This window comes from Nocardia sp. Root136, from assembly GCF_001427185.1.
GTDB lineage: Bacteria > Actinomycetota > Actinomycetes > Mycobacteriales > Mycobacteriaceae > Nocardia > Nocardia salmonicida.
Genome location: NZ_LMFE01000007.1, coordinates 657,091 through 678,581 on the forward strand (window position 1 = coordinate 657,091; position 21,491 = coordinate 678,581).

Consider the following 21,491-nt stretch of genomic DNA (forward strand, 5'->3'; position numbering starts at 1 on the left):
CGCTAGGCGATAGAGTACAGAGTGCCTTTCTATGGTCAGAGCCGGGATGAAACGATCGAGATTCTCTCGATCGTCCCCACGCAGGGCCCCGGCGGCATCATCGCACCATCGTGTACCGCCGCGATTTCCCTGGCCGTAGACGAAATCAATAGCGGCACAGGAATTCTCGGCCGAGAAATACACCTCACCACCATCGACGGCGGTCGCGAACCACATGAGGTGGCGGCCGAGGTGGGGGCCTTCCTCGCCACCGGAATGGTCGGCGCGATCACCGGCTGGCACACCTCCGCGGTGCGGCGGGCGGTTGCCACGGCCGTGGACGCCCGCGTCCCCTATCTCTACGCCACCGACCACGAGGGCCTGCCCGACGAACGCCCCGGCGTCCTACTGGTCGGCGAACACCCCGACCACCAAACAGTTCCCGCGGCGGCCTGGATGGCCCGCGAACTCGGAGTGCGTCGCTGGGCGGTGATCGGCAACGACTACATCTGGCCGCGCCGAACAGCTCGTGCCCTGCGCCGGACCCTGCCCAACCCGTACGACATCATCCTCGAGCACTACGTCCCCCTCGGCACCACCGATTTCCGCCGTTTCCTGGAGAATCCCACGCTCCTGCTCGCCGATGCCGTCCTGATCCTCATGGTCGGCGCCGACACAGCCCGCTTCAACCGGCAGTTCACCGCCACCGGCCTCCCCGCCGTGATGCCCCGCCTCAGCCCGGCGGTCGACGAGAACGTCCTACTCAGCGCGGGCCCGTCGGCGAACACCAACCTCTACGTGGCCTCGAGCTTCTTCCTCGACAACAACACCACCGAGGGCCGATCCCGGCGCGCCCGCTACCACCGCCACCAGGGCCGATTCGCCCCGGCGCTGACCACTTTCAGCAACTCCACCTACGAAGCGATCCACCTGCTGAACGCCATGGCCGAAGCGACAGGCACCCTCGATGTGGCAACCATCTCCGCCGCGACGGAAACCGGTCTGGTGCTGGACGGACCAGCCGCTCGCCGCGGTTTCCTCGGCAATCAAGCAGTAGGCCCCGCCCACCTGGCAATGGCGAACGGGGTCGACTTCGACATCATCGACACCCTCTAGTGCCGACCGGGGACTACCGAGTATCAGGCCCCGACAAAACTATCGATCACCGAGAAGAAGATTCCGAGACCGTCGTCGCTCGGTCCGGTCAATGCCTCGGTGGCATGCTCGGGGTGCGGCATCAATCCGACAATGCGCCCGTTGGCCGAGGAAATTCCGGCGATACCACGCTGCGACCCGTTCGGGTTGTCACCCGCGTACCGGAACACCACGCGACCTTCGCCTTCGAGCTCGTCGAGCACCTTCTCCGAGGCCTGGAAACGCCCCTCGCCCGACTTCAGCGGAACAAGGATCTGCGCACCCGGCTCATATCGAGAACTCCACGCGGTATCGGTCGCTTCGACCTTCAACCACTCGTCCCGGCAGATGAAGTGCAGTCCTTCATTGCGGGTCAGCGCACCCGGCAGCAGCCCGGCTTCACACAGAACCTGGAAGCCGTTGCAGATACCGAGCACCGGCAGACCCTGCCCGGCTGCGCGAACGACCTCGCCCATCACCGGCGCGAACCGCGCGATCGCCCCGCACCGCAGGTAATCCCCGTAGGAGAATCCACCGGGCACGATGACAGCGTCGACACCCTTGATATCGGCATCGGCATGCCACAGGCTCACAGCCTCGGCGCCGGCCAACCGAACCGCGCGAGCGGCATCGACATCATCGAGCGTTCCGGGAAAGGTAATAACGCCAATACGTGCGCTCACGCCTCCGCCTCGCTGGCGCTCGGCTCCGGCATGACCGCATGGGCGGCTGTGCCCATTGTGAGCTCGCTGCGCTCCCTCATGAGACCCGAACGACCTTCCAGTCCTCGATCACCGTGTTCGCCAGCAGCGCCTCGGCGATCTGCTCGAGCTGGGCGTCCGACACACTGTCGTCCACCTCGAGCTCGAATCGCTTGCCCTGCCGCACATCCGAGATCCCGGCGAATCCCAAACGCGGGAGCGCGCCGACCACGGCCTGCCCCTGGGGGTCCAGAATCTCGGCCTTCGGCATGACCTCGACCACGACTCGTGCCACGCGTTGCTCCTCAAGTGGTGTGTGGGTTACCCCAGAAATCCTAGTTGACAGGGACGTCGTGCCCGCGTTCCGGGGTCACGGCGGCTTAGCATCGGGTATGCGCATCGCCCACTTCGGACATTCCTGCATCCTCGTGGAACTGCACGGCGTGAAAGTGCTGTTCGACCCCGGCACCTTCGCGCACGGGTTCGAGGGCATCACCGGCTTGGACGCGATCGCGGTGACCCACCAGCACCCCGACCACATCGATCCGAACCGGATCGGCGAGCTCATCGAGCACAATCCCGGCGCCCGCCTGCTGTCGGATCCGCAGACCGCGCAGCAGCGCAGCGAGGGCTGGGAGCCGGTTTCGGCTGGTCAGGTGCTCGACATCGGCGAGCTACAGATCACCGGCGGCGGTGGCAGGCACGCGGTGATCCACCCGGAGATCCCGGTGGTCGACAACACCGTCTTCCAGCTCGGCACCGCGTCGGACCCCGCCCAGCTGGTCCACCCCGGCGACTCCCTGTGGGTGCCGCCGGTCCCGGTGGGCGTGCTCGCCATCCCGGCCGTCGCCCCGTGGATGCGGATCTGGGACACCGTCGACTACCTGCGCGCGGTCAATCCACGCACCGCGATCCCCATCCACTTCGGCATCGTCGAGCCCGCCGCCTACGGCGTCTACTTCGGCAGGCTGACCGAAATGGCCCCGGCCGGCACCGAGTTCCGCGTACTCGAAGCCGAGGACCAGGGCCAGTTCTGATTCAGCGGTAGCTGGTCAGGAACAGCGCTTCGGCCAGTGCCATGTGCTCGATCTCGCTCGGATCCACGCTCTCGTTCGGCGCGTGGATCAGGCACTTGGGCTCCTCCACCCCGATCAGCATGATCTCGGCCTCCGGGTAGGTGTCAGCGAAGACGTTGCACAGCGGGATCGACCCGCCCTGGCCCTCGGTGGTGACCGGTCGACCGTAGGCGGCCTCCATCGCCTTGCCGAGCGCGTCGCGGGCGGGTCCCTGTTCGGAGGCGACGAACGGCTCACCGAGCGCTTCGACCTCGATGTCGAGTTCGGCGTTCCACGGCACGTGCGCGCGCAGGTGCTTCTCCAGCAGATCCAAGGCCTGCTTCGGCTCGGTGCCCGGCGGAATACGCAGGTTGAGCCGGGCGCGGGTGCTCGGCTGGATCGCCGCCGACGACCCGACCACCGCGGGCACGTCCATTCCGAGCACGGTGAGCGCGGGCCGCGCCCACAGCATGTCGGATACGGTTCCGTTGCCGAGCAGGTCGACACCGTCGAGCACACCCGCGTCCGACCGGAAGTCCGCCGAGGGATACTGCGCACCCGCCCACTTCTGATCGCCGGTGAGTCCGTCGATCGTGGTGTTGCCCTCGGCATCGCGCAACGACGCCAGCAGCTGGATCATCGCGGCGAGCGCGTCCGGCGCCGGTCCGCCGAACATCCCCGAATGCATCGGCCCTTCGAGGGTTTTCACCGTCAGCACCACATTCACCATCCCGCGCAAGGTCTGGGTGAACGTCGGCACCCCGACGGCGAAGTTGCCGCAGTCGGCGACCAGGATCGCATCCGATCGCAGCAGTGCGGGATAGGCGACGACGAACTTCTCCAGGCCGCCGGTGCCCTGCTCCTCCGAGCCCTCTGCCACCACCTTGATCCCGATCGGGAAGTCGGGTCCGATCGCGCGCAAGGCCGTGAGATGGGTGACGATATTGCCCTTGCAATCGGCCGCTCCGCGCCCGTACCAGCGCCCGTCCTTGTCGGTCAGCGTCCAGACCGGCGTCTTCCACGCGGCATCGTCGAGCGGGGGCTGCACGTCGTAGTGGCAGTACAGCAGCACCGTCGGCGTGCCGGGCGGCCCCGGCTTCGACGCGATGACAGCCGAGCTGCCGTCCGGCGTCTCGTGCAGGCCGACCTCGGTCAGCCCCGCCGCGGCGAACGCATCGGCCACCCACTGCGCGGTCTGCGCGCAGCCTTCCGGCGGGAACTGACGCGGGTCGGCGACGGACTTGAACGAAACGAGCTGGGCCAGATCCTTTTTCGCCTGTCCCATCAGCCCGGAAACCTTGCCGCGCAGCGCCGTCACATCGTCGGTCATCTCTTCGGCCTCACTTCGTGGTGTCGTCCAGCTTCAGGGTTTCGAGATGTGACAGGTAGTCCTGCAGACGATCCGGGCAATAGGTGGCGATCGCGAGCGCCACCGCCTCTGCGCTATCGCTCGGGCCGATCACCGGACGCTGTCCCGGCCCGGCCGCGCCGTTGGTGATCGAGGCCTGGTAGTTCGCCTTGATCATCGGCGAAGTCGGGTCCTGGCAGACCGCCCCGCCGTCGTCGCCGAGCGCGTCGGCGATCACCTTCGCCTCCGGCGCGGGCAGACCCGCGGCGACCAGATTGTCGTGCAACTGCTCGGCTTTCGCGGTTGCCTGCGTGTTCTCGCGGATCGCGCTGAAGGTGAAGAGCCCGGTCAGGGCGAACACCACGAGGAGCACACCGGTGGTGATGTAGATCCACCGGCGCTTGCGGTACGGGGCGTCTCCGGTCGTCATGCCTGCTGCCCTTCCGGTACGGCGAACTTCCAACTTTCCCTGCGGTTTCGGTAGAACAGGTACGGAATGAGCAGCCCGACGATGCCGAGACCGCCACCGACGATGAGCAGGTACACCCACGGGCTGCCCGCGCCGAACTGCGAGGGCGGCACGAAGCCGATCGTGAACGCGGCGATCGAGGAGGCCGCACCGAGCACGCACAGCGCCATCAGCGCGGGCGCCCGGTAGCCGCGCGGATGATCCGGATGGTCTCTGCGCAGCTTGGCGGCCGCGGCGAACATCAGCACGTACATGATCAGATACACCTGTGTGGTGATCACCGACAGAATCCAGTACGCGCTGGAGACATTGGGGATGAAGGCGTAGAGCAGCGCGATGAACGTGGTGAACACACCCTGGGCCACCAGCATGTTCTGCTGCACGCCGTGCTTGTTGAGCCGGGTCAGGAACGGTGGCAGGTACCCCTCGCTCCGCCCGATCAGCAACAGGCCCTTCGACGGTCCGGCCAACCAGGTCAGCATGCCGCCGACCGCGGCGGCCACCAGCGCGATGCCGACGATCGGGGTGAGGAAGCCGATTCCGAAATGGCTGAAGAAGGCGTCGAAGGCCTGCATCACGCCCGCGGTGAGACTCAAGCTGGCCGCGGGGACGACCCAGCTGATCGCCAGCGCGGGCAGGATGAAGATCACCAGCACCAGGCCCATGGCGAGGAACATCGCCTTCGGGAATTCCTTGGCCGGGTTCTTCAGCGACGACACATGCACCGCGTTCATCTCCATGCCCGCGTAGGACAGGAAGTTGTTCACGATCAACACGAGACTCGCCAGACCGGCCCACGCGGGCAGCAGATGGTCCGAATTCATCGGCGCGGCAGAAGGATTGCCCTGCGCGAGGAACACCAGGCCGAGTACGACCAACAGCGTGCCGGGAATCAGTGTGCCGATCACCAGGCCCATACTCGACAATCCGGCCACCGTTTTCGTCCCTTGCGAGGACACGTACACCCCTGCCCAATACACAGTGATGATCACGATCGCCACATAGAGCCCGTTGGATGCCAGCGACGGATGAATGATGTACGCGAAAGTGCTTGCCACATAAGCGAGCAAACTCGGGTAGTAGAAAATCGTCATGGCGAATTGGCACCAGACGGCAAGGAATCCGAGCGGCTTACTCAACCCCTCGCTGACCCATTGATACACCCCGCCCTGCCACCCCGACGCGAGTTCCGCGGCGACCAGCGAGGTCGGCATCAGAAACAGAATCGCGGGAATGACGTAGAGGAATACGCAGGCCAATCCGTAGACGGCCATGGTGGGCGCTGATCGAAGACTGGCCACCGAACTCGTGGTCATCAGCGCCAGGGTCACCCAGGAAAGATATTTCGTCGTAGTCGCGGCTTTCGTCGCGGTGCCCGTCATCAGCGTTGCCTCCTGCTGCGTTTACACAACTAGCGGAAACCACTCGATCAACGGATGAATGATAAATCGCGCAGGGAGGTATCGGGGCTACCGCCGCGCGCTGATCGCCAGTACGCGCGCGGCGGTAGCCGGTCAGGCAGCTCTGGCCGCCGAGTAGGGCTCCCAGCGGTATACGTCGCTGCGGGCACCGTGATAGAGCGCGAGATCGACCGCGTCGAACATCGCCTGGCGCGGCCCCGACCGCTGCAACTGCGCCGCCGACACCGCCAGCCGCAGTACTCCGCCGCGCCGAGCGGTGCGCGCCGCACCCATCACCAGCGCCCGGCACCACCACGGTTCGGCCCGGAAACCCTCGCCGATCCCGTACACCCGAGCACGTTGGGCCACATCGCGTTCCAGGTCGAGCATGCTGGTCAGCCCGAAGGCCATCCGGAACCCCACCTCGGGCAGTGCCGCCAACGCACCGGAGGAGGCGTCCCAGCGCGGCGCGGCGAACAGCCGGGTGCGTAGTTCCACCCGCTCCATCACCCGATCGGCGGCCTTGAGCCGCAACGTCGCCTCGTGCCGGGGCAGATCGGCGAACTCCGCGCGCCGAGCCTTGGTGGCGGCCTGGTCGTAGCCGTGCAGCACGATCGCGTCGCCTTCGAGCCGACGTCCGCGCAGCCACGACTGCGTCGCCGGATCGTCGACCAGTCGGTACTTGCCCTTCAGACGCGGCGCGACCAGCAACGACAGCCGCACCCCGCGCGCGTCCATCTCCCCGGCGAATTCGATCGCGGCATCGCGAGTCGTATCCCGGATCCCCGACACCGAAACGATCAACTCAGCGTTCATGCACCAACGGTGACAGCCCGAGGTGACGCCGGCGTGCTGCCCCGATGACGCCCCGACGAATTTCGGCGCACCACTCACCACCCCTGCCAGTGCAATACCTCCTCGCTCGGCACCCGCACCGCGGGTTTGAAATCGGTCCCGATCGTGAATGCGAGCGGCAGGAACGCCGCCAGCATGACTTTGTCGTACGGAACACCGAGTACCGCGGCGAGTTCCCGCTCCAGCGGTGCCTGCGCGGTGGTCCACACCGTGCCCAATCCGCGAGCCCGCGCGGCCAGCATAAAACTCCACACCGACGGCAGGATCGAGCCCCACGTGCCCGCCTGGACTTCCACCGAGGCGCGGTCGGTGCGGCCCTCGACGGCCGGGATGACGAACGCGGGCACCCGGTGGATATTGGCGCTCAGGTAGCGCAGGCCGTCGAAGACCCGCTCGGTGGAGCGTGGGGACACGTTCATCCGCTCCGCGTCACGCGCGGTGAGCGGGGTCCCCTGACTGAGTGGCAACGAGCGCCGGAAGATGTCGGCCAGCTCGCCACGTCGGGCCTTGTCGGTGACCACCAGGTAGTGCCAGCGCTGGCGGTTGCGCCCGGTCGGCGCCTGCATGGCCAGATCGACGCACTCTTCGATGAGCGAGCGGGGCACCGGCCGATCGAAGTCGAGCCGTTTGCGCACCGCGCGGGTGGTCGACAGCAGCTGGTCCGGGGTCAGATCGAGAGTCATGGGCGCTCCTCGTGCCACGCAGGAATCGTCTGGCAGCGGACAATCTGTGCTCAGACGATTATGACGGTAGAGCGCCAACCGTCTGTCGTCAAACAATCTGCGCACAGATGATTTAATGGAGTCACGGACCCGAGGAGTCGCATGCCACCCAAGCCCACCTATTTCCCCCAGCTCGCCGCCGAACGGCCCGACATCGCCCTGTGCCGGGCATCCACGGCGGTCGCACGCGCGGCGGAAGCGCACGCGGGCGCGCAGGGCCTCGGCGTCGGCCAGCACCTGGTGCTGAAGATGCTCGGCGAGGTCGGCGCCTGCTCCCAGCAGGCCCTCGCAGAGGAATTGCGCATCGACCGCAGCGTGATGGTGACGGTCTGCGACGATCTCGAATCCTCGGGATACGTCCGGCGCGAACGCAATCCGCTCGACCGCCGCTCCTACGCCGTCACCCTCACCCCCGAGGGAAGCGACCGCCTACACCGCGCCGAGGCCGCCACCCCAGCCTTCCTCGACGACACCTTCGCCGCCCTGACCAGCGCCGAACGCACCCAGCTCACCACCTTGCTCGGCAAACTCCTCGCCCCGAAACCCCTGCCCTGACAAAAGAAAAGGGCCCCGGCCGAGCCGGGGCCCTTCGGTTCACGCGTCCGCGAGACCCACTCGGTCGAGCACCCACGCGTACTCGAAGCCGACTTCCTTCCACTTCTCGTAGCGCCCGCTCACACCACCGTGGCCCGCGGTCATCTCCGTTTTCAGCAGCACCTCGTTGTCACCGGTCTTGGTGGCGCGCAGCTTGGCGACCCACTTGGCCGGTTCCACGTAGAGCACGCGGGTGTCGTTGAGGCTGGTGATGGCCAAGATGGCCGGGTAGTTCTTGGCCTCGACGTTCTCGTACGGCGAGTACGACTTCATGTACTCGTAGACGTCCTTGTCGGCCAGCGGGTTTCCCCACTCGTCCCACTCGATCACCGTCAGCGGCAGCGACGGGTCGAGGATGGAGGTGAGGGGGTCGACGAAGGGGACGTTGGCGAGGATGCCGTTGAACAGCTCGGGGGCCAGGTTGGCCACCGCGCCCATCAGCAGCCCGCCCGCGCTGCCGCCGTCGGCGATCAACCGGTCGGGCGCGGTGGCGCCTGTGTCGATGAGATGGCTTGCGCAGGAGACGAAGTCGGTGAAGGTGTTCTTCTTCAGCAGCGTCTTGCCGTGCTCGTACCAGAGCCTGCCCATCTCGCCGCCGCCGCGCACATGCGCCACCGCGAACACCATGCCGCGATCGAGCAGCGACAGGCGCGAGACCGAGAACGACGGGTCGATGCTGGCCTCGTAGGAGCCGTAGCCGTAGAGCAGGGTGGGTTTCGGCCCGTCGGGCAGCCCGCTGCGCCTGATGATCGAGATCGGGATCCGGGTGCCGTCGGCGGCGACGGCCCAATCACGATGCTGCTCGTAGTCATCGGCGTCGTAACCGCCGAGCACCGGCTGTTCCTTGCGCAGCAGCAGTTCACCGGTGGCGGGCACGTAATCGAACACCTGCATCGGCGTGATGAACGAGGTGACTCCCACGCGCAGCGTCGGCTGCTCCCACTCCGGGCTCGAACCCGCACCGGCGGAGAACAATTCGAGGCCGAAGTCGAGCTCGGTCAGCTCACCGAAGCCTTCCGGGGTGAGCGGCCACACCGAAAGGCGCGGCAGCGCGTCGCGCCGGTAGCCGAGCACCAGGTGGTTGGCGAAGGCGTCGATGTCCTCGAGCCGCACGTCCTCACGATGCCCGATCAGCGTCGTCATGTCCGACGGGTCGGTGGCGGGCGCGACGGCGAGCACGAAGTTCTCCGCCTTCACCCCGTCGACCACATCGTTGTGCAGGATCAGGAACTTGTCCTCGCCCGCGATTACCGCGTGCTCGGCCGAGTACTCCACGCCTTCCCGACGCGGCAACAGCACCCGGAACTCACCCTCGGGATTGTCCGATTCCAGGACCCAACCCTCGGTGGTGATCTTGGAACCGAGCCAGACCATCAGGTACTTCTCGGAGCGGGTGGCACCGACACTGACCCAGTAGCGCTCGTCGGGCTCGTGGAACACCGTCACATCGGCGTCGGAACCGGTGCCGACGCGGTGGCGCCACACGGTGTCGGGGCGCCAGGACTCGTCGACGGTCTGATAGAAGATGTGCGTGCCGTCCAGCGACCAGGTCGCGCCCGGCGCCGCGCCCGCCACCTCGTCGGGCAGCATCTCGCCGGTGCGCAGGTCCTTGATCCGCAGCGTGTAGCGCTCGTCGCCGGAGCTGTCGACGGAGTAGGCCAGCAGGTTGCCGTCGTGGCTCAGCGAGAACGCGCCGAGGGCGAAGAAGTCCAGACCCTCGGCGAGGATATTGCTGTCGAGCAGTACCTGCTCGCCCTCGATCGCCGAGCCCGCTTCCAGCTGCGGCGGCGTCCACGCGTCGATACCCTCGGCCTTCGCGTCGACCGGACAGCGGCAGTGCACGCCGTACTGTTTGCCCTCGAAACTGCGCGAGTAATACCAGTAATCGCCCAGGCGGGTCGGCACCGAGAGATCGGTTTCCTGCGTCCTGGCCTTGATCTCGTCGAAGATCTTGTCCCGAAGGGGCTGCAGCTGGTCGGTCTGCGCCGCCGTGAAGGCGTTCTCCGCCTCCAGATACGCGATGACCTCGGGGTCTTCCTTGTCCCGTAGCCACTCGTAGTCGTCGACGAACGTGTCACCGTGGTGGACCCGCTCGAAGGGCGCCCTCTTCGCGATCGGCGCCGACACAGTCTCATTCTCGCCAGCCATTGGTCCACCGTAGCCGCCCCACTCCAACCGGGCCCGCCAACTCGGCCGCGGGCGCTCGACAGCACTGTGCTCGCACCGGATGACTGAGTATTTCTGCGCATCTGCGCGAGGCCCGCTCTGCGTAATCTGACCGCATGGGGATGCGGTACGCAGTTCGATCGTTGGTCCTGGCTGCCGGGGTGACGCTGGCCGCGGGATCGGGGGCGATGATGTCGGCCAACGCGTGTGCGTGCGGCGGCGTCGTCAGCGGGGACAGTTCGGCGCGAGTGAACAGCGAAACGGCGGTCCTCGGCTGGGACGGGCGGCGCGAGACCGTGCTGATGCGGTTGGGGATGCGGTTCGCCGGCGCCGACGCGGCGCTGATCGTGCCGACGCCGACGCCCGCGACTGTCTCAGCCGGGAATTCGGACTCGTTCGCGGAGCTCTCGCGCATGACCGCGCCGGAGCGGGTCACCGAGTACGACTGGTTCGGCAGCGGTTCGCTGGGCGGCGACGCATCCGGCGCGGCTCCGGGTTCGGGCCCCGATGTGCTCGGCCGGGTGCAGCTGGGCCCGTTGGAGGCAACCACCTTGCGCGGCGGAGATCTCACCGGAATCCGAGAGTGGCTCGACGCCAACGGCTATCAACTCCGACCCGAAGTGAGCGCCACCCTCGAGCCCTACCTTCGCGAGGGCTGGTCCTTCGTCGCCATGCGCCTCACCAGTGCCGAACCCCTCTCCGGCGCCCTCGACCCGGTCCGTCTCACCTTCGATTCCGACCGCCTCGTTTATCCGATGCGCATGTCGGCCGCCGCGACCACACCACAATCGGTTCACCTCTACATCTTCGGTGACCACCGGGTGGCGCGCATCGATCCCGACACCGATTCCCACACCGTCACCACCGAATTCGCCTCTCCTGTGGACGAACCCAGCGAACCGACCCTGAAAGCGCTTGCCGCAGGAGACAACTACCTCACCGAACTCTCGGTCTACATCACCGATCCCGCCGCGATCACCAGCGATTTCCTTTTCGGCCCCGCCGCCGAGGACGTCCCCGTACGGGACCGCGTGGTGAGCAAGGAGTACGTCGAAATCCTGGGCCTGCCCGCGGGGTACGTACTGATCGTGGCCGGGCTGTCGGTGATCGGCGTGATCGCGAGCGCGGGCCTGCGGCGACGGTCCGCGAAGTAGCCTCAGGCCCCGAGCGCGGGTGCGATGACAGGCCACGAGGCGTGCAGGGCGTCCTGCCAGTAGGACCAGGAGTGGGTACCCACCGGGTGGTAGTCGATCCTGGCGCCGATGCCCGCACCACGCAGCCGCTGGTCGAAGGCCACCATGCAGGTGTTGACGCCGAGTTCGATGGGTCCGCCGAGGAAGATGTTCTCGGCCAGCGTCGGCTTGAGTTCGGCCTCGTGCGGGCCGGGGATGCCGGTGCCGGTCGACAAATACAGCGCCTTACCGCGCAGCCCGTCGATCATCAGAGCCGGGTCGTGCGAGGCCCAGTCGGGGCTGCCGGGCGCTCCCCACATGTTGACCGGGTTGCCGCCGCGATTGACGATGGAGAACATCATCGCGCCCGCCGCCATCGCGATGTCGGGGCAGGCGCTGTAACCGGCGACCGCGCGGTAGAGGCCGGGGTGGCGGGCCGCCAGGATGTAGGCCGCGTTGCCGCCCATCGACAGCCCGCCGATGCCGTTCAGGCCGTTGCCGTTGAATTGTCCGTCGATCAGTCCCGGCAGTTCCTGGGTGAGGAACGTTTCCCACTTGTACCGGCCGAAACGCGGATCGTCGACGATCCAGTCGGTGTAGTAGCTGGCCTGGCCGCCCATCGGGAGCACCACGTTGACGTTCTTGTCGCGGAAGAAGGCTTCGGCGTCGGTGGCGTTTGTCCAGGTGCTCTGGCCGATGCCGGGGTCGAGCCCGTCGAGCAGGTAGTACGTGCCGCGCGAGCCACCGCCGGCCGGATGCAGGACCTGCAGGTCGATATTGCGGCCCATCGCGGGCGAGGAGACGGTGATGGCCGTCCGGTGCGGAGACAGGTCGTTGATACCGATGATCTGTGCGGCGGACGCCGTCGTGGGGTGAACCACCGCCGGTCCGAGCACACCGAGAGCAATTGCCAGCACCGCTGCAGCAACACCTGTACGACGCACGATGTACCCTCCATAACCGCATGCCAATGACAGTCCAAAATAACCCATAGGGCAGCGAACTGGAAGCATTCAGCGTTTTGGGCGTTTCTCCAGCAAACTTTCGGGTTGGGGATGACCGCTTCGTCCGAAATTCGGGTCAGCGGGTGAGTGCGCCCCGGATCGAGCCCGCCAGGTAGTCGAGATCCGCCCGCGCGGGTGACGTCGGCCGCGCGCGCAAGCCGAAACCGTCACCGGGCGTCCGTGGGATCACGTGCAGGTGCACATGGAAGACCTCCTGCCCGGCCGTCACCCCGTCGGCGAGAAAGAAGTTCACCCCGTCGGCCGCTACTTCACTGCTGCGCAGCGCGGCGGCGATCTGCTGCCCGACCTGAAAGAGCTTGCCGCCCAACGCGGGATCGAGATCGGCCAGACTCGGCGCGGGCACCTTGGGCACCACCAGGACATGGCCCGGTGTCACAGGACGAATGTCCATGAAGGCGAGGACCTCGTCGTCCTCGTAAACCTTCGAGGACGGGGCGGCCCCGGCGATGATGTCGGCGAAGATCGTGTACGGATTCACCCGCGTACGGTATCGACCTTTGCGCACGAAAGCCCGCCACCTGCGCCGAAAAAGCGGCAGTGGCGGGCTGATTCGCACGGCTCTACAGAATCGGCGACGGCGAGTAGCGCGCGGCCTCCGGATTGGCTTCGACCAGCTTCTGCACCTGCGCGACCACCTCGGACACCTGATCCGAGGCCGCGCCGATGAACGCGGCCTTGTCGGCCAGCGCCGCGTCGAGTCCCGCCCGGTCGAGGGGCATCCGCTCGTCGGCGGCCAGACGATCCAGCAGATCGGGTTCGCGCCCCTGCTCGCGCATAGCGAGCGCCACCGCCACCGCGTGCTCCTTGATGACCTCGTGGGCGGTCTCGCGACCGACGCCCGCGCGCACCGCGGCCATCAGGATGCGGGTGGTGGCCAGGAACGGCAGGTACCGATCGAGCTCACGCGAGACCACCGCCGGGTAGGCGCCGAACTCGGCGAGCACGGTCAGGAAGGTCTCCATCTGCCCGTCGATGGCGAAGAACGCGTCCGGCAGCGCGACCCGGCGCACCACCGAGCAGAACACATCGCCCTCGTTCCACTGCGCGCCCGCCAGCTCGGCCGCCATCGAGCCGTAGCCGCGCAGGATCACCTGCAGGCCGTTCACCCGCTCGCACGACCGCGTGTTCATCTTGTGCGGCATCGCCGACGACCCGACCTGCCCCGGCTGGAAACCCTCGGTCACCAGCTCATGACCGGCCATCAGCCGAATCGTGTGCGCGAACGACGACGGCCCGGCTCCCAGCTGCACCAGCGCGGACAGCACGTCGTGATCCAGCGAACGCGGGTACACCTGACCCACGCTGGTGAACACGTTCGCGAAGCCGAGGTGGGTCGCCACCTGCTGCTCGAGTGCGGCGAGCTTGTTCGCGTCACCGTCGAGCAGGTCGAGCATGTCCTGGGCGGTGCCCATCGGGCCCTTGATCCCGCGCAGCGGGTAGCGCTCGATCAGCTCACGCACGCGCGCGAGGCCGACCAGCATCTCGTCGGCGGCCGAGGCGAAGCGCTTGCCCAGCGTGGTGGCCTGCGCGGCGACATTGTGCGAGCGCCCGGCCATCACCAGGGTCTGGTACTCGGCGGCCCGCTCGGCCAGCCGCGCCGCGATGGCGATGCCGTGGTCGTAGACGTGCTGGAGGGAGAGCCGGATCTGCAGCTGCTCGACGTTCTCGGTGAGGTCGCGGCTGGTCATGCCCTTGTGCACGTGTTCGTGCCCGGCGAGAGCGTTGAATTCCTCGATGCGCGCCTTCACGTCGTGGCGGGTGACCCGCTCACGCTCGGCGATCGAGGCCAGGTCCACCTGGTCGATGACGCGTTCATAATCCTCGACAACCCCTGCGGGGACATCGATTCCGAGTTCGGCCTGCGCACGCAGCACCTCCAGCCACAGCCGGCGCTCGAGCACGATCTTGTTCTCGGGCGACCAGAGCGCGACGAGCTCCGGGCTGGCGTATCGGGTGGCGAGGACATTCGGGACGAGGCTCACGAGCACTCAGTCTAATTGCCGCACCCGTTCGGGCTGGGAGGGCATCATGTTCGGGACCACGGGCGGGGCGACGATGTCGATCATTTCCAGCAGACCGGCCCGTGCCGGTCGGCGTGGTTCGGGGTGGCCCTCGATCAGCGCGGCGACCACCGCACCGTCGACGACGGCCACCATCCTGCGTAACTGCTCGGGGCGCACCACCCGATCGGAGCGGCGCAGCACGTCGGCGAGCAGGTCCTCCAGCTGGGTGCGTAGTCGGAGCTGGACCTCGCGTAACTCGGGGTGCCGGGCCGAGGCCACCGAACGCTCGTAGCGGGCGATGAGCTGGCCGCGGGCGTCGAGGTCGCCGTCGTCGGGGCCGACGAGCACGTCGAGCACGAGCTCGACCGTCGCCTCGGTGCCGCGCCTGCGATGACTGACCTCACCGACCCGGCGGCGCATCGCGTCGAGTTCGATCGCGCCGCTGAACTCGACGGCGCGGGCGATCAGATCCTCCAATGATTCGAAGTAGTAGGTGGTCGAAGCGAGTGGAAGATCGGCTCGCGAGGCCACCGAACGATGCCGCACGGCGTCGAAGCCGCCTTCGAGCAACAGCTCAGCCGCCGCCGCCACCAGAGCCTGCCGACGTCGTTCGCCTTTCGGGGTCGTTGCGGTGGTCACCGTGCAGGAGTGCCAGTCATCATCAGTTCAACCGTGCGCAATCGTCATCGGGGAAACACTGGGAATTCGGGATAACTGAGTTTTACCGTATCCCGGCACAGATGTGTTCGTACTACGCAAAGTTGTTGTCGCACATCACTGTTGACAAGGGGTCGAATCAGCCCTTCAGGAACCGTCCCAGACGCTCCAGCGCTGCGGCGATGTCGTCGGTGGCGCCCGCGAAGGAAAAACGGACCGTGTGGTTTCCATTTACAGTGTCGAAATCGAGTCCGGGCGCCAGTGCGACACCGGTTTCGGTGAGTACCTCGGCACACCAGGCGCGTGAATTGTCGGTCAAATGTCCAATATCGGCATAGGCGTAGAAGGCACCGTCGGCGGGTGCGAGATCGGTGATTCCGATGGCGGGTAAGCCCTCCAGGAGCAGCGACCGGTTGCGCGAGTACCGGCGCACATGGCCGTCCAGTTCATCCTTGGCTTCCGGTCCGAACGCGTGCACCGCCGCGTACTGCGAGATGGCGGGCGGGCACACCGTCATATTCGACGCCAGCCGTTGCAGCGCCGGGCGCAGGTCGGCCGGGGCCAGCATCCAGCCCAGCCGCCAACCGGTCATCGAGAAGTACTTCGACACCGACCCGATCACCACCGATTCACGGGAGAACTCCCACGCCGAGGAGGTCGGCGTGCTCGCGCCCGCATAGGTGATGCCGTGGTAGATCTCGTCGGAGATCAGCAGCGTGCCGTGCTGCTCGCACCAGCGCGCCAGCGCGGCGAGCTCGGCGGGGTCGATCATGGTGCCAGTAGGGTTGGCCGGGCTGGCCACCACCAGACCTTTGGGCGGCTCCGGCAACGCTTCGAGCATCGCCACGGTCGGCTGGAACCTGGTCTGCGGGCCGCAGTCCAATTCGACGACCGTACAACCGAGCGCGGACAGCGTGTTGCGGTAGGCGGGGTAGCCGGGGCGCGCCACCACCACGGTGTCACCCGCGTCGAAGGCGGCGAGGAAGATCAGCGTGAACGCGCCCGACGACCCGGTCGTCACCACCACCTCGTCCGGGTGCACGTCGTAGCCGTAGGTCTCGCTGTGATGGCCCGCGATGGCCTCGCGCAGCGGCAGAATGCCGAATGTCTCGGTGTAGCCGAGCAATTCGTGATCGATAGCGGCTCTGGTCGCCCGCAGCACCGGCGCGGGCGCCTGCGTCGACGGCTGCCCCGCCGCGAGCACCAGCACATCGCCGTGCGACCTGGCGCGTTCAGCAGCCGCTTTCCACACATCCATGACGTAGAAAGGGGCAATGGCCGACCGGCGCGATTCTCTGGACACCCGAAAGACGGTAGAGCACCCGATTGCGGGCGTTCACGGATATGGTCGGCACAATGGCTCCGACAGCGATTACGCAGCCACCGACGCGACCCCAGCGGTCACGTCGGGGCCGGGGCGCGGGGGCGAGATGAAGCGGACAGGGACGGCGCGGAGCGTGGGCGAAGGCACCCGCGCGGATGACGAGCGCGCGGAATCCACCTCCGCTGTCGGCACGGATATCGGGGACGAGGCAGCGGCGGTCGACGACATCGAAACGACCGGCGACCACGAGCCGTTTCGCCGTCGACCCGTCAGCGTCAACGGCCGTATTCTGCCGGCGAATTGGCGCGAACAACTGCCGACCAAGGTTGCCGCGCGCGATCGGATGGCCGAGTGGGCCGCGCGGTATCCGCTGGTCGGTGAGATCGCGGGCGAGCTTCGTAGCGGCGAGGTGCGCAAGGTCTTCTGGCGGCGACCCAAGGCGCAGGCCGAGGGGATGTGGGCGCGTAGGCCGAGTCGCGAACGGGTGCGTCAGGTGCTGCTCGAACGACGCGTGCTCATCGCCGGGGTGCTCGCGGTCGCGGTGTTCGTGGCGGCCGACGGACAGTTCGGCGGCGCCGTCGACGAGCGGCCGCTCGCACCGGGCGAAGCGCTGCACGTGGCCATCGCCTATCCCCCGCAGCTGCTGCCCAACCCGCAGTCGGTGACCCCGATGCTGGACGCCATCGCCGCAGGTGAGAAGCGCCGCGAGGCGCATGTGGTCGCCGCGGCGGCCCGTGCCACCCTCGAACGCGCCAAGGCGGAGGCGGCGGCCGCCGCGTCGGGTGAATGGCAGGACTGGATGGGCCAGCGCGCACCGGTGGTCCCCGGCGTGCTGGTGCCCGGATCGACCCCGTCCGTCGGCGGGTTCAGCCTGCCCGCGAAGGGCGCGTTCACCTCCGGCTTCGGCTCCCGCTGGGGCACCATGCACCGCGGCATCGACATCGCGGGCCCCATCGGCAGCCCCATCTACGCCGTCGCCGACGGCACCGTGGTGGAAGCGGGACCCGCGCAGGGTTTCGGCCTGTGGGTCCGGATCCGCCACGACGACGGCACCATCAGCATCTACGGCCACATGTACGACTTCTTCGTCTCCCAGGGCGAGCGCGTCCCCGCCGGAATGCAAATCGCGCGCATCGGCAATCGCGGCGATTCCACCGGGCCGCACCTGCATTTCGAGATCGTCCAGAACGGTCAACATGTGGATCCACAGGCCTGGCTCGCACTGCATGGATTGCGTCTCGATTGACATCGCGCCGAGACCACCGACATCACGGGAACGTTAATGTGAAACCTGTCGAGTGTTTTCCTCCGAATGAAGCGAGGCAACCATGGCAGGCAAGTTCGAGGTATTCAAGGACAAGGCGGGAAAGTTCCGTTTCCACCTGAAGGCCGGTAACGGCGAAATCGTCCTCGAAAGTCAGGGCTACGAAAGCAAAGACGGCGCCAAGAAGGGCATCGCCTCTATTCAGACGAATGCCCCCGGCGCCGACATCGTCGACCTCACCATGAGCTAGCCAACGCCTCGCTCGGTGGTGATCAGCGGTCTTACCGCTGATCACCGATCGCGCGTATTACCCGGCGACGCTGTTGCGTTCCGGTACAACAACTTCGGTCGCACCGATATCGGTCCGGAAATGGCTGCCGGTGAGCTTGATTCCGGCGAGCCGCGCATAGGCCCGCTCCCGCGCCTGCGCGAGATCCGCACCGACCCCGACCACGTTCAGCACGCGCCCGCCCGCCGACACCAGCGCCTTGTCCGCGCGCTGATCCGTACCGGCGTGCAGCACCAGCGTTTCGCCCTCCAGCGCGCCGTCGTCGGCGCCGGTGATCACATCGCCGGTGCGCGGCCGTGCCGGGTAGTTCTCGGCGGCGAGCACGACGGTGATCGCGGAACCGTCCTTCCAGCGCGGTGCCTCGACCTCGGCCAGCCGCCCGGTCGCGGTGGCGTGCAGGAGTTCGGCGAACGGGCTGTCCAGCAGCGCCAGCACCGCCTGGGTCTCGGGATCGCCGAAGCGGCAATTGAATTCGACGACGGCGGGGCCGTTCGTGCCGATCGCCAGACCCGCGTACAGCAGGCCGGAGAACGAACTGCCGCGCGCGACGAGCTCGGCGGCGACCGGCTTCACCACGTCGTCGATGATCTCGGTGAGCGTCTCCGCCGGCAGCCACGGCAGCGGCGTGTAGGCGCCCATGCCGCCGGTGTTCGGGCCGGAATCGCCGTCGCCGACCCGCTTGTGGTCCTGCGCGGGCAGCAGCGGAATCACGGTTTCGCCGTCGACCAGGCAGAACAGTGACACCTCCGGCCCGTCGAGGAACGACTCCAGCAGCACCGGATGGCCTTGCTCGAGCAGTTCGGCACCGTGATCGCGGGCCGCGAACCGGTCGGCGGTCACCACCACGCCCTTGCCGGCGGCGAGCCCGTCGTCCTTGACCACCCAGGTCGGGCCGAAACGGTCGAGCGCCGCGTCCAGCTCGGCCGGGCTGTCGACGATCTCGCTGTGCGCGGTCCGCACCCCGGCCACTGCCATCACATCTTTCGCGAACGCCTTCGACCCTTCGATCCGGGCCGCGTCGGCCGACGGACCGAATACCGGGAACCCGGCCGCGCGCACGACATCGGCGACGCCGAGCACCAGCGGCACCTCGGGACCGATCACCACCAGGTCAGCGGCCACCTCGCCGGCCAGCGCGGCAACGGCTTCGCCGGAGCAGGGATCGACCGGGCGTAGCTCGGCCTGCTGGCCGATACCGGGATTTCCCGGGGCGGCGATCACCGCCGTCACGGACGGATCCCGGCGCAGCGCCAGGACGAGGGCATGTTCACGGGCTCCGGAACCGATGACGAGTACGCGCACCGCCATAGATTAGTCGCGCCGTCCTGGGTCTCCGCGATAGGGCCGACCACGCTGGGCATTCACCGATCCCCGCGTCGGCGCAGCGCAACCATCTCGCGGCCCGGCTTCACCTGCGCCACAATGGAACCAGGGGTGGCGCGGCAGCCACCACCGAAACGGGGGAAAACCATGGGACTGCTCGACGGGATGATGGGCAATGCCGGTCGCATAGATCCGGCCGCCGCCCAGCAGGAGTACGCGAAGCTGTTCGGCCAGGGCGAACAGGTGTACGCCGCGTTCATCCTGGTCCGCGACGCGATGCTGTTCACCAACCGCCGCCTGGTCATGGTCGACAAGCAAGGCGTCACCGGCCGCAAAGTCAGCTACCACAGCATCCCCTACCGCTCGATCAGCCACTTCTCCGTCGAAACAGCGGGCACCTTCGACCTCGACGCCGAGCTCTACATCTGGATCGGCAGCGACAACGAGCCGGTCAAGCAGCGATTCAACCGCCAGGTCGACATCTACGAGGTGCAGGGCATCCTGTCGCATTTCGTCTCGGTCTAGCTACGCTCACCCGTATGGCATCCGTCTTCAGCGCGATCATCGCAGGTCAGATCCCCGGCCGTTTCGTCTGGGAGGACGACGAGTTCGTCGCTTTCCTCACCATCGCCCCCGTCACCCAGGGCCATACCCTCATCGTGCCGCGCGGGGAGATCGACCAGTGGCAAGACGTGGATCCCGCCGTGATGGCCAGGATGACAACCCTCGCCCAGAAGATCGGCCAGGCCGTCCGCGCCGCCTTCGACGCCCCCCGCGCGGGCCTGCTCATCGCCGGCCTCGAGGTCCCCCACCTGCACACCCACGTCTTCCCCGCCTACACCATGGGCGACTTCGACATCTCCGGCGCCAACACCGACCCCACCCCCGAATCCCTCGACGAGGCCCAGACCAAGATCAAGGCCGCCCTCCGCGACCTCGGCTACGGAGCCAACGTCCCCGCTTGATTTTGCCCTGGATGGAACCGAAACGACCGGGCGTGCGTCTAAGACAGCGAGTGGTTGTTGTGCGCGAAAGAGGAGAGACGATGCGACTGGTTGGCTTTGCCGCCGGAGTGTGCGCTGTGCTGGCGCTCGCCGGATGTTCTAAAGCGGTCGAAGGGCAGCCCGAGGCCAGTGGGGCTCCGCTGACCAAGGAGCAGTTGTTCGATCCGTGCACGGTGTCGGACAGTGTGTTGCAGGCGGCGGGGGCCGATCCTGCGACGAAAGACGATAACCCTTTCTCGGTGCCGAGGGCTGATTGGAAGGGGTGCGGTTGGCGAGCAGGCGACTTCTTTATTTCTTTCCTGTCAAGTACGTACACAATCTCCGAGTATCGCGCGAACGATTACTATCACGACTTTAAAGAAGTTACTGTCGGCGGAAGAAGTGCGCTGCAATACCAACTCGGGGAAAAGAAGCCTTCCGATGAATGCGGCGTCGTATTCGACACGAGCGAGGGCAGGATCGAGGTGCTGGCAAGCAAAGCGTCGAGCAGCAAGTCGACCACCCCACCCTGCACTCGGGTGAATGAGGTAGCACCTCATTTTGTGCAGCTCCTTCCCCAATAGTCGACGTTGATATAGAAGGAAGCCAACAATGGCAGACATTAACGAGACCGCGAAACAATTTCAAACCCTTGCAGGTGAGGCCTCTGCTGGCCGCCTCGTTATCGAAGAAGACGCAGCGAAGCGGTGCGCACAGCGGTGCGAGGACTATCGGACAGAACTCGACCAACTTTCCTTCCGCGCCCAACGAATGGTTCAGGTCGACTCGTTCGGTGATCTGGAATCGGCCATCGCCCTTGGCGGGAAGTTCGCCAAACTTGCCAACGGTGACGCCGGGAGTGGCTCCTACGCCGAGGCTATCCGCCAGCACCAGGAGGTTCTGGCCGCGATGGCTGATATGTACCGCAAAGCCGGTGAAGCATACAAGAACTGCGACGAAGCCACCCAGTTGGCAATCAAGCAACAGACCAACAAGCTCGACTGATTTCAGGGGGGATCCATGACATT

General features: G+C 66.8%; 24 protein-coding genes. 10 read left to right on the forward strand and 14 right to left on the reverse strand.

Annotated features, from left to right (window positions below):
• Positions 1 to 21: 21 nt before the first annotated feature.
• The gene (locus ASD42_RS19990) at positions 22 to 1,095 is read left to right on the forward strand and encodes a substrate-binding domain-containing protein (RefSeq protein WP_056818766.1); all 1,074 of its coding nucleotides are present in this window, start codon (positions 22 to 24) and stop codon (positions 1,093 to 1,095) included.
• Positions 1,096 to 1,118: 23 nt separating this feature from the next.
• On the opposite strand, the gene purQ is transcribed toward ASD42_RS19990, so the two are convergent.
• Entirely contained in the window at positions 1,119 to 1,796 is a 678-nt protein-coding gene (gene purQ, locus ASD42_RS19995; protein ID WP_056818768.1) for a phosphoribosylformylglycinamidine synthase subunit PurQ, read from the reverse strand.
• A gap of 76 nt (positions 1,797 to 1,872) precedes the next feature.
• On the reverse strand, positions 1,873 to 2,109 hold the full coding sequence (gene purS, locus ASD42_RS20000; protein ID WP_056818769.1) for a phosphoribosylformylglycinamidine synthase subunit PurS: 237 nt from the start codon (positions 2,107 to 2,109) through the stop codon (positions 1,873 to 1,875).
• 97 nt (positions 2,110 to 2,206) lie between these two features.
• On the opposite strand from purS, the gene ASD42_RS20005 reads away from it, so the two are divergent.
• Entirely contained in the window at positions 2,207 to 2,851 is a 645-nt protein-coding gene (locus ASD42_RS20005; protein WP_056818771.1) for an MBL fold metallo-hydrolase, read from the forward strand.
• Between the two features lies 1 nt (position 2,852).
• Here ASD42_RS20005 and ASD42_RS20010 read toward each other — a convergent pair whose 3' ends face one another.
• The 5 genes from ASD42_RS20010 to ASD42_RS20030 all read right to left on the reverse strand — a co-directional run bounded on the left by ASD42_RS20010 (position 2,853) and on the right by ASD42_RS20030 (position 7,624).
• Positions 2,853 to 4,199, reverse strand: coding sequence for a dipeptidase (locus tag ASD42_RS20010; protein ID WP_056818773.1), 1,347 nt, complete (start codon positions 4,197 to 4,199; stop codon positions 2,853 to 2,855).
• Positions 4,200 to 4,209: 10 nt separating this feature from the next.
• Positions 4,210 to 4,647: a hypothetical protein gene (locus ASD42_RS20015; RefSeq protein WP_056818775.1), complete on the reverse strand. Its 438-nt coding sequence runs from the start codon at positions 4,645 to 4,647 to the stop codon at positions 4,210 to 4,212.
• Positions 4,644 to 6,068 carry an APC family permease gene (locus ASD42_RS20020; protein ID WP_056818777.1) on the reverse strand — a complete coding sequence of 475 codons (1,425 nt, stop codon included), beginning with the start codon at positions 6,066 to 6,068 and terminating at the stop codon, positions 4,644 to 4,646. The genes ASD42_RS20015 and ASD42_RS20020 overlap by 4 nt, the downstream gene beginning before the upstream one ends.
• Positions 6,069 to 6,200: 132 nt before the next feature.
• A complete protein-coding gene (locus ASD42_RS20025) occupies positions 6,201 to 6,902 on the reverse strand; it encodes a DUF2334 domain-containing protein (protein WP_056818779.1) in 702 nt (233 codons plus the stop codon).
• 74 nt (positions 6,903 to 6,976) lie between these two features.
• Positions 6,977 to 7,624 (reverse strand): nitroreductase family protein, encoded by a 648-nt coding sequence (locus tag ASD42_RS20030; RefSeq protein WP_056818781.1) that lies wholly within the window; start codon positions 7,622 to 7,624, stop codon positions 6,977 to 6,979.
• Between the two features lie 141 nt (positions 7,625 to 7,765).
• Here ASD42_RS20030 and ASD42_RS20035 point away from each other — a divergent pair, with 141 nt between their 5' ends.
• Positions 7,766 to 8,218: a MarR family winged helix-turn-helix transcriptional regulator gene (locus ASD42_RS20035; protein WP_056818784.1), complete on the forward strand. Its 453-nt coding sequence runs from the start codon at positions 7,766 to 7,768 to the stop codon at positions 8,216 to 8,218.
• A 39-nt stretch (positions 8,219 to 8,257) separates the two neighbouring features.
• On the opposite strand, the gene ASD42_RS20040 is transcribed toward ASD42_RS20035, so the two are convergent.
• Positions 8,258 to 10,405 (reverse strand): S9 family peptidase, encoded by a 2,148-nt coding sequence (locus ASD42_RS20040; protein ID WP_056818786.1) that lies wholly within the window; start codon positions 10,403 to 10,405, stop codon positions 8,258 to 8,260.
• A gap of 134 nt (positions 10,406 to 10,539) precedes the next feature.
• Between ASD42_RS20040 and ASD42_RS20045 the strand changes: the two genes are divergently transcribed.
• Entirely contained in the window at positions 10,540 to 11,577 is a 1,038-nt protein-coding gene (locus ASD42_RS20045; RefSeq protein WP_063893679.1) for a DUF2330 domain-containing protein, read from the forward strand.
• A gap of 2 nt (positions 11,578 to 11,579) precedes the next feature.
• Here the strand turns inward: ASD42_RS20045 and ASD42_RS20050 are convergent, their stop codons facing one another.
• From ASD42_RS20050 to ASD42_RS20070, 5 genes are all read right to left on the reverse strand, one after another.
• Entirely contained in the window at positions 11,580 to 12,539 is a 960-nt protein-coding gene (locus ASD42_RS20050) for an alpha/beta hydrolase (protein ID WP_063893680.1), read from the reverse strand.
• 136 nt (positions 12,540 to 12,675) lie between these two features.
• The gene (locus tag ASD42_RS20055) at positions 12,676 to 13,098 is read right to left on the reverse strand and encodes an HIT family protein (RefSeq protein WP_056818792.1); all 423 of its coding nucleotides are present in this window, start codon (positions 13,096 to 13,098) and stop codon (positions 12,676 to 12,678) included.
• Between the two features lie 82 nt (positions 13,099 to 13,180).
• Positions 13,181 to 14,602, reverse strand: coding sequence for an adenylosuccinate lyase (gene purB, locus ASD42_RS20060; protein WP_056819329.1), 1,422 nt, complete (start codon positions 14,600 to 14,602; stop codon positions 13,181 to 13,183).
• Between the two features lie 6 nt (positions 14,603 to 14,608).
• Positions 14,609 to 15,262 (reverse strand): TetR/AcrR family transcriptional regulator, encoded by a 654-nt coding sequence (locus tag ASD42_RS20065; RefSeq protein WP_056818795.1) that lies wholly within the window; start codon positions 15,260 to 15,262, stop codon positions 14,609 to 14,611.
• Between the two features lie 157 nt (positions 15,263 to 15,419).
• Positions 15,420 to 16,583, reverse strand: a complete 1,164-nt coding sequence (locus ASD42_RS20070; protein ID WP_131816672.1) for a pyridoxal phosphate-dependent aminotransferase — start codon at positions 16,581 to 16,583, stop codon at positions 15,420 to 15,422.
• Positions 16,584 to 16,737: 154 nt separating this feature from the next.
• On the opposite strand from ASD42_RS20070, the gene ASD42_RS20075 reads away from it, so the two are divergent.
• Positions 16,738 to 17,850: a M23 family metallopeptidase gene (locus ASD42_RS20075; RefSeq protein WP_235569720.1), complete on the forward strand. Its 1,113-nt coding sequence runs from the start codon at positions 16,738 to 16,740 to the stop codon at positions 17,848 to 17,850.
• An 82-nt stretch (positions 17,851 to 17,932) separates the two neighbouring features.
• Positions 17,933 to 18,118, forward strand: coding sequence for a YegP family protein (locus ASD42_RS20080; protein ID WP_056818799.1), 186 nt, complete (start codon positions 17,933 to 17,935; stop codon positions 18,116 to 18,118).
• 57 nt (positions 18,119 to 18,175) lie between these two features.
• On the opposite strand, the gene purD is transcribed toward ASD42_RS20080, so the two are convergent.
• Entirely contained in the window at positions 18,176 to 19,459 is a 1,284-nt protein-coding gene (gene purD / locus ASD42_RS20085; RefSeq protein WP_056819333.1) for a phosphoribosylamine--glycine ligase, read from the reverse strand.
• A 168-nt stretch (positions 19,460 to 19,627) separates the two neighbouring features.
• Between purD and ASD42_RS20090 the strand changes: the two genes are divergently transcribed.
• From ASD42_RS20090 to ASD42_RS34465, 4 genes are all read left to right on the forward strand, one after another.
• Positions 19,628 to 20,005 (forward strand): PH domain-containing protein, encoded by a 378-nt coding sequence (locus ASD42_RS20090; RefSeq protein WP_056818801.1) that lies wholly within the window; start codon positions 19,628 to 19,630, stop codon positions 20,003 to 20,005.
• Positions 20,006 to 20,019: 14 nt separating this feature from the next.
• On the forward strand, positions 20,020 to 20,445 hold the full coding sequence (locus ASD42_RS20095) for an HIT family protein (RefSeq protein WP_056818803.1): 426 nt from the start codon (positions 20,020 to 20,022) through the stop codon (positions 20,443 to 20,445).
• 80 nt (positions 20,446 to 20,525) lie between these two features.
• Entirely contained in the window at positions 20,526 to 21,047 is a 522-nt protein-coding gene (locus ASD42_RS20100; protein WP_162256217.1) for a DUF3558 domain-containing protein, read from the forward strand.
• A gap of 28 nt (positions 21,048 to 21,075) precedes the next feature.
• Positions 21,076 to 21,468 carry a hypothetical protein gene (locus ASD42_RS34465; protein ID WP_156677512.1) on the forward strand — a complete coding sequence of 131 codons (393 nt, stop codon included), beginning with the start codon at positions 21,076 to 21,078 and terminating at the stop codon, positions 21,466 to 21,468.
• The last annotated feature ends 23 nt before the right edge of the window (positions 21,469 to 21,491 follow it).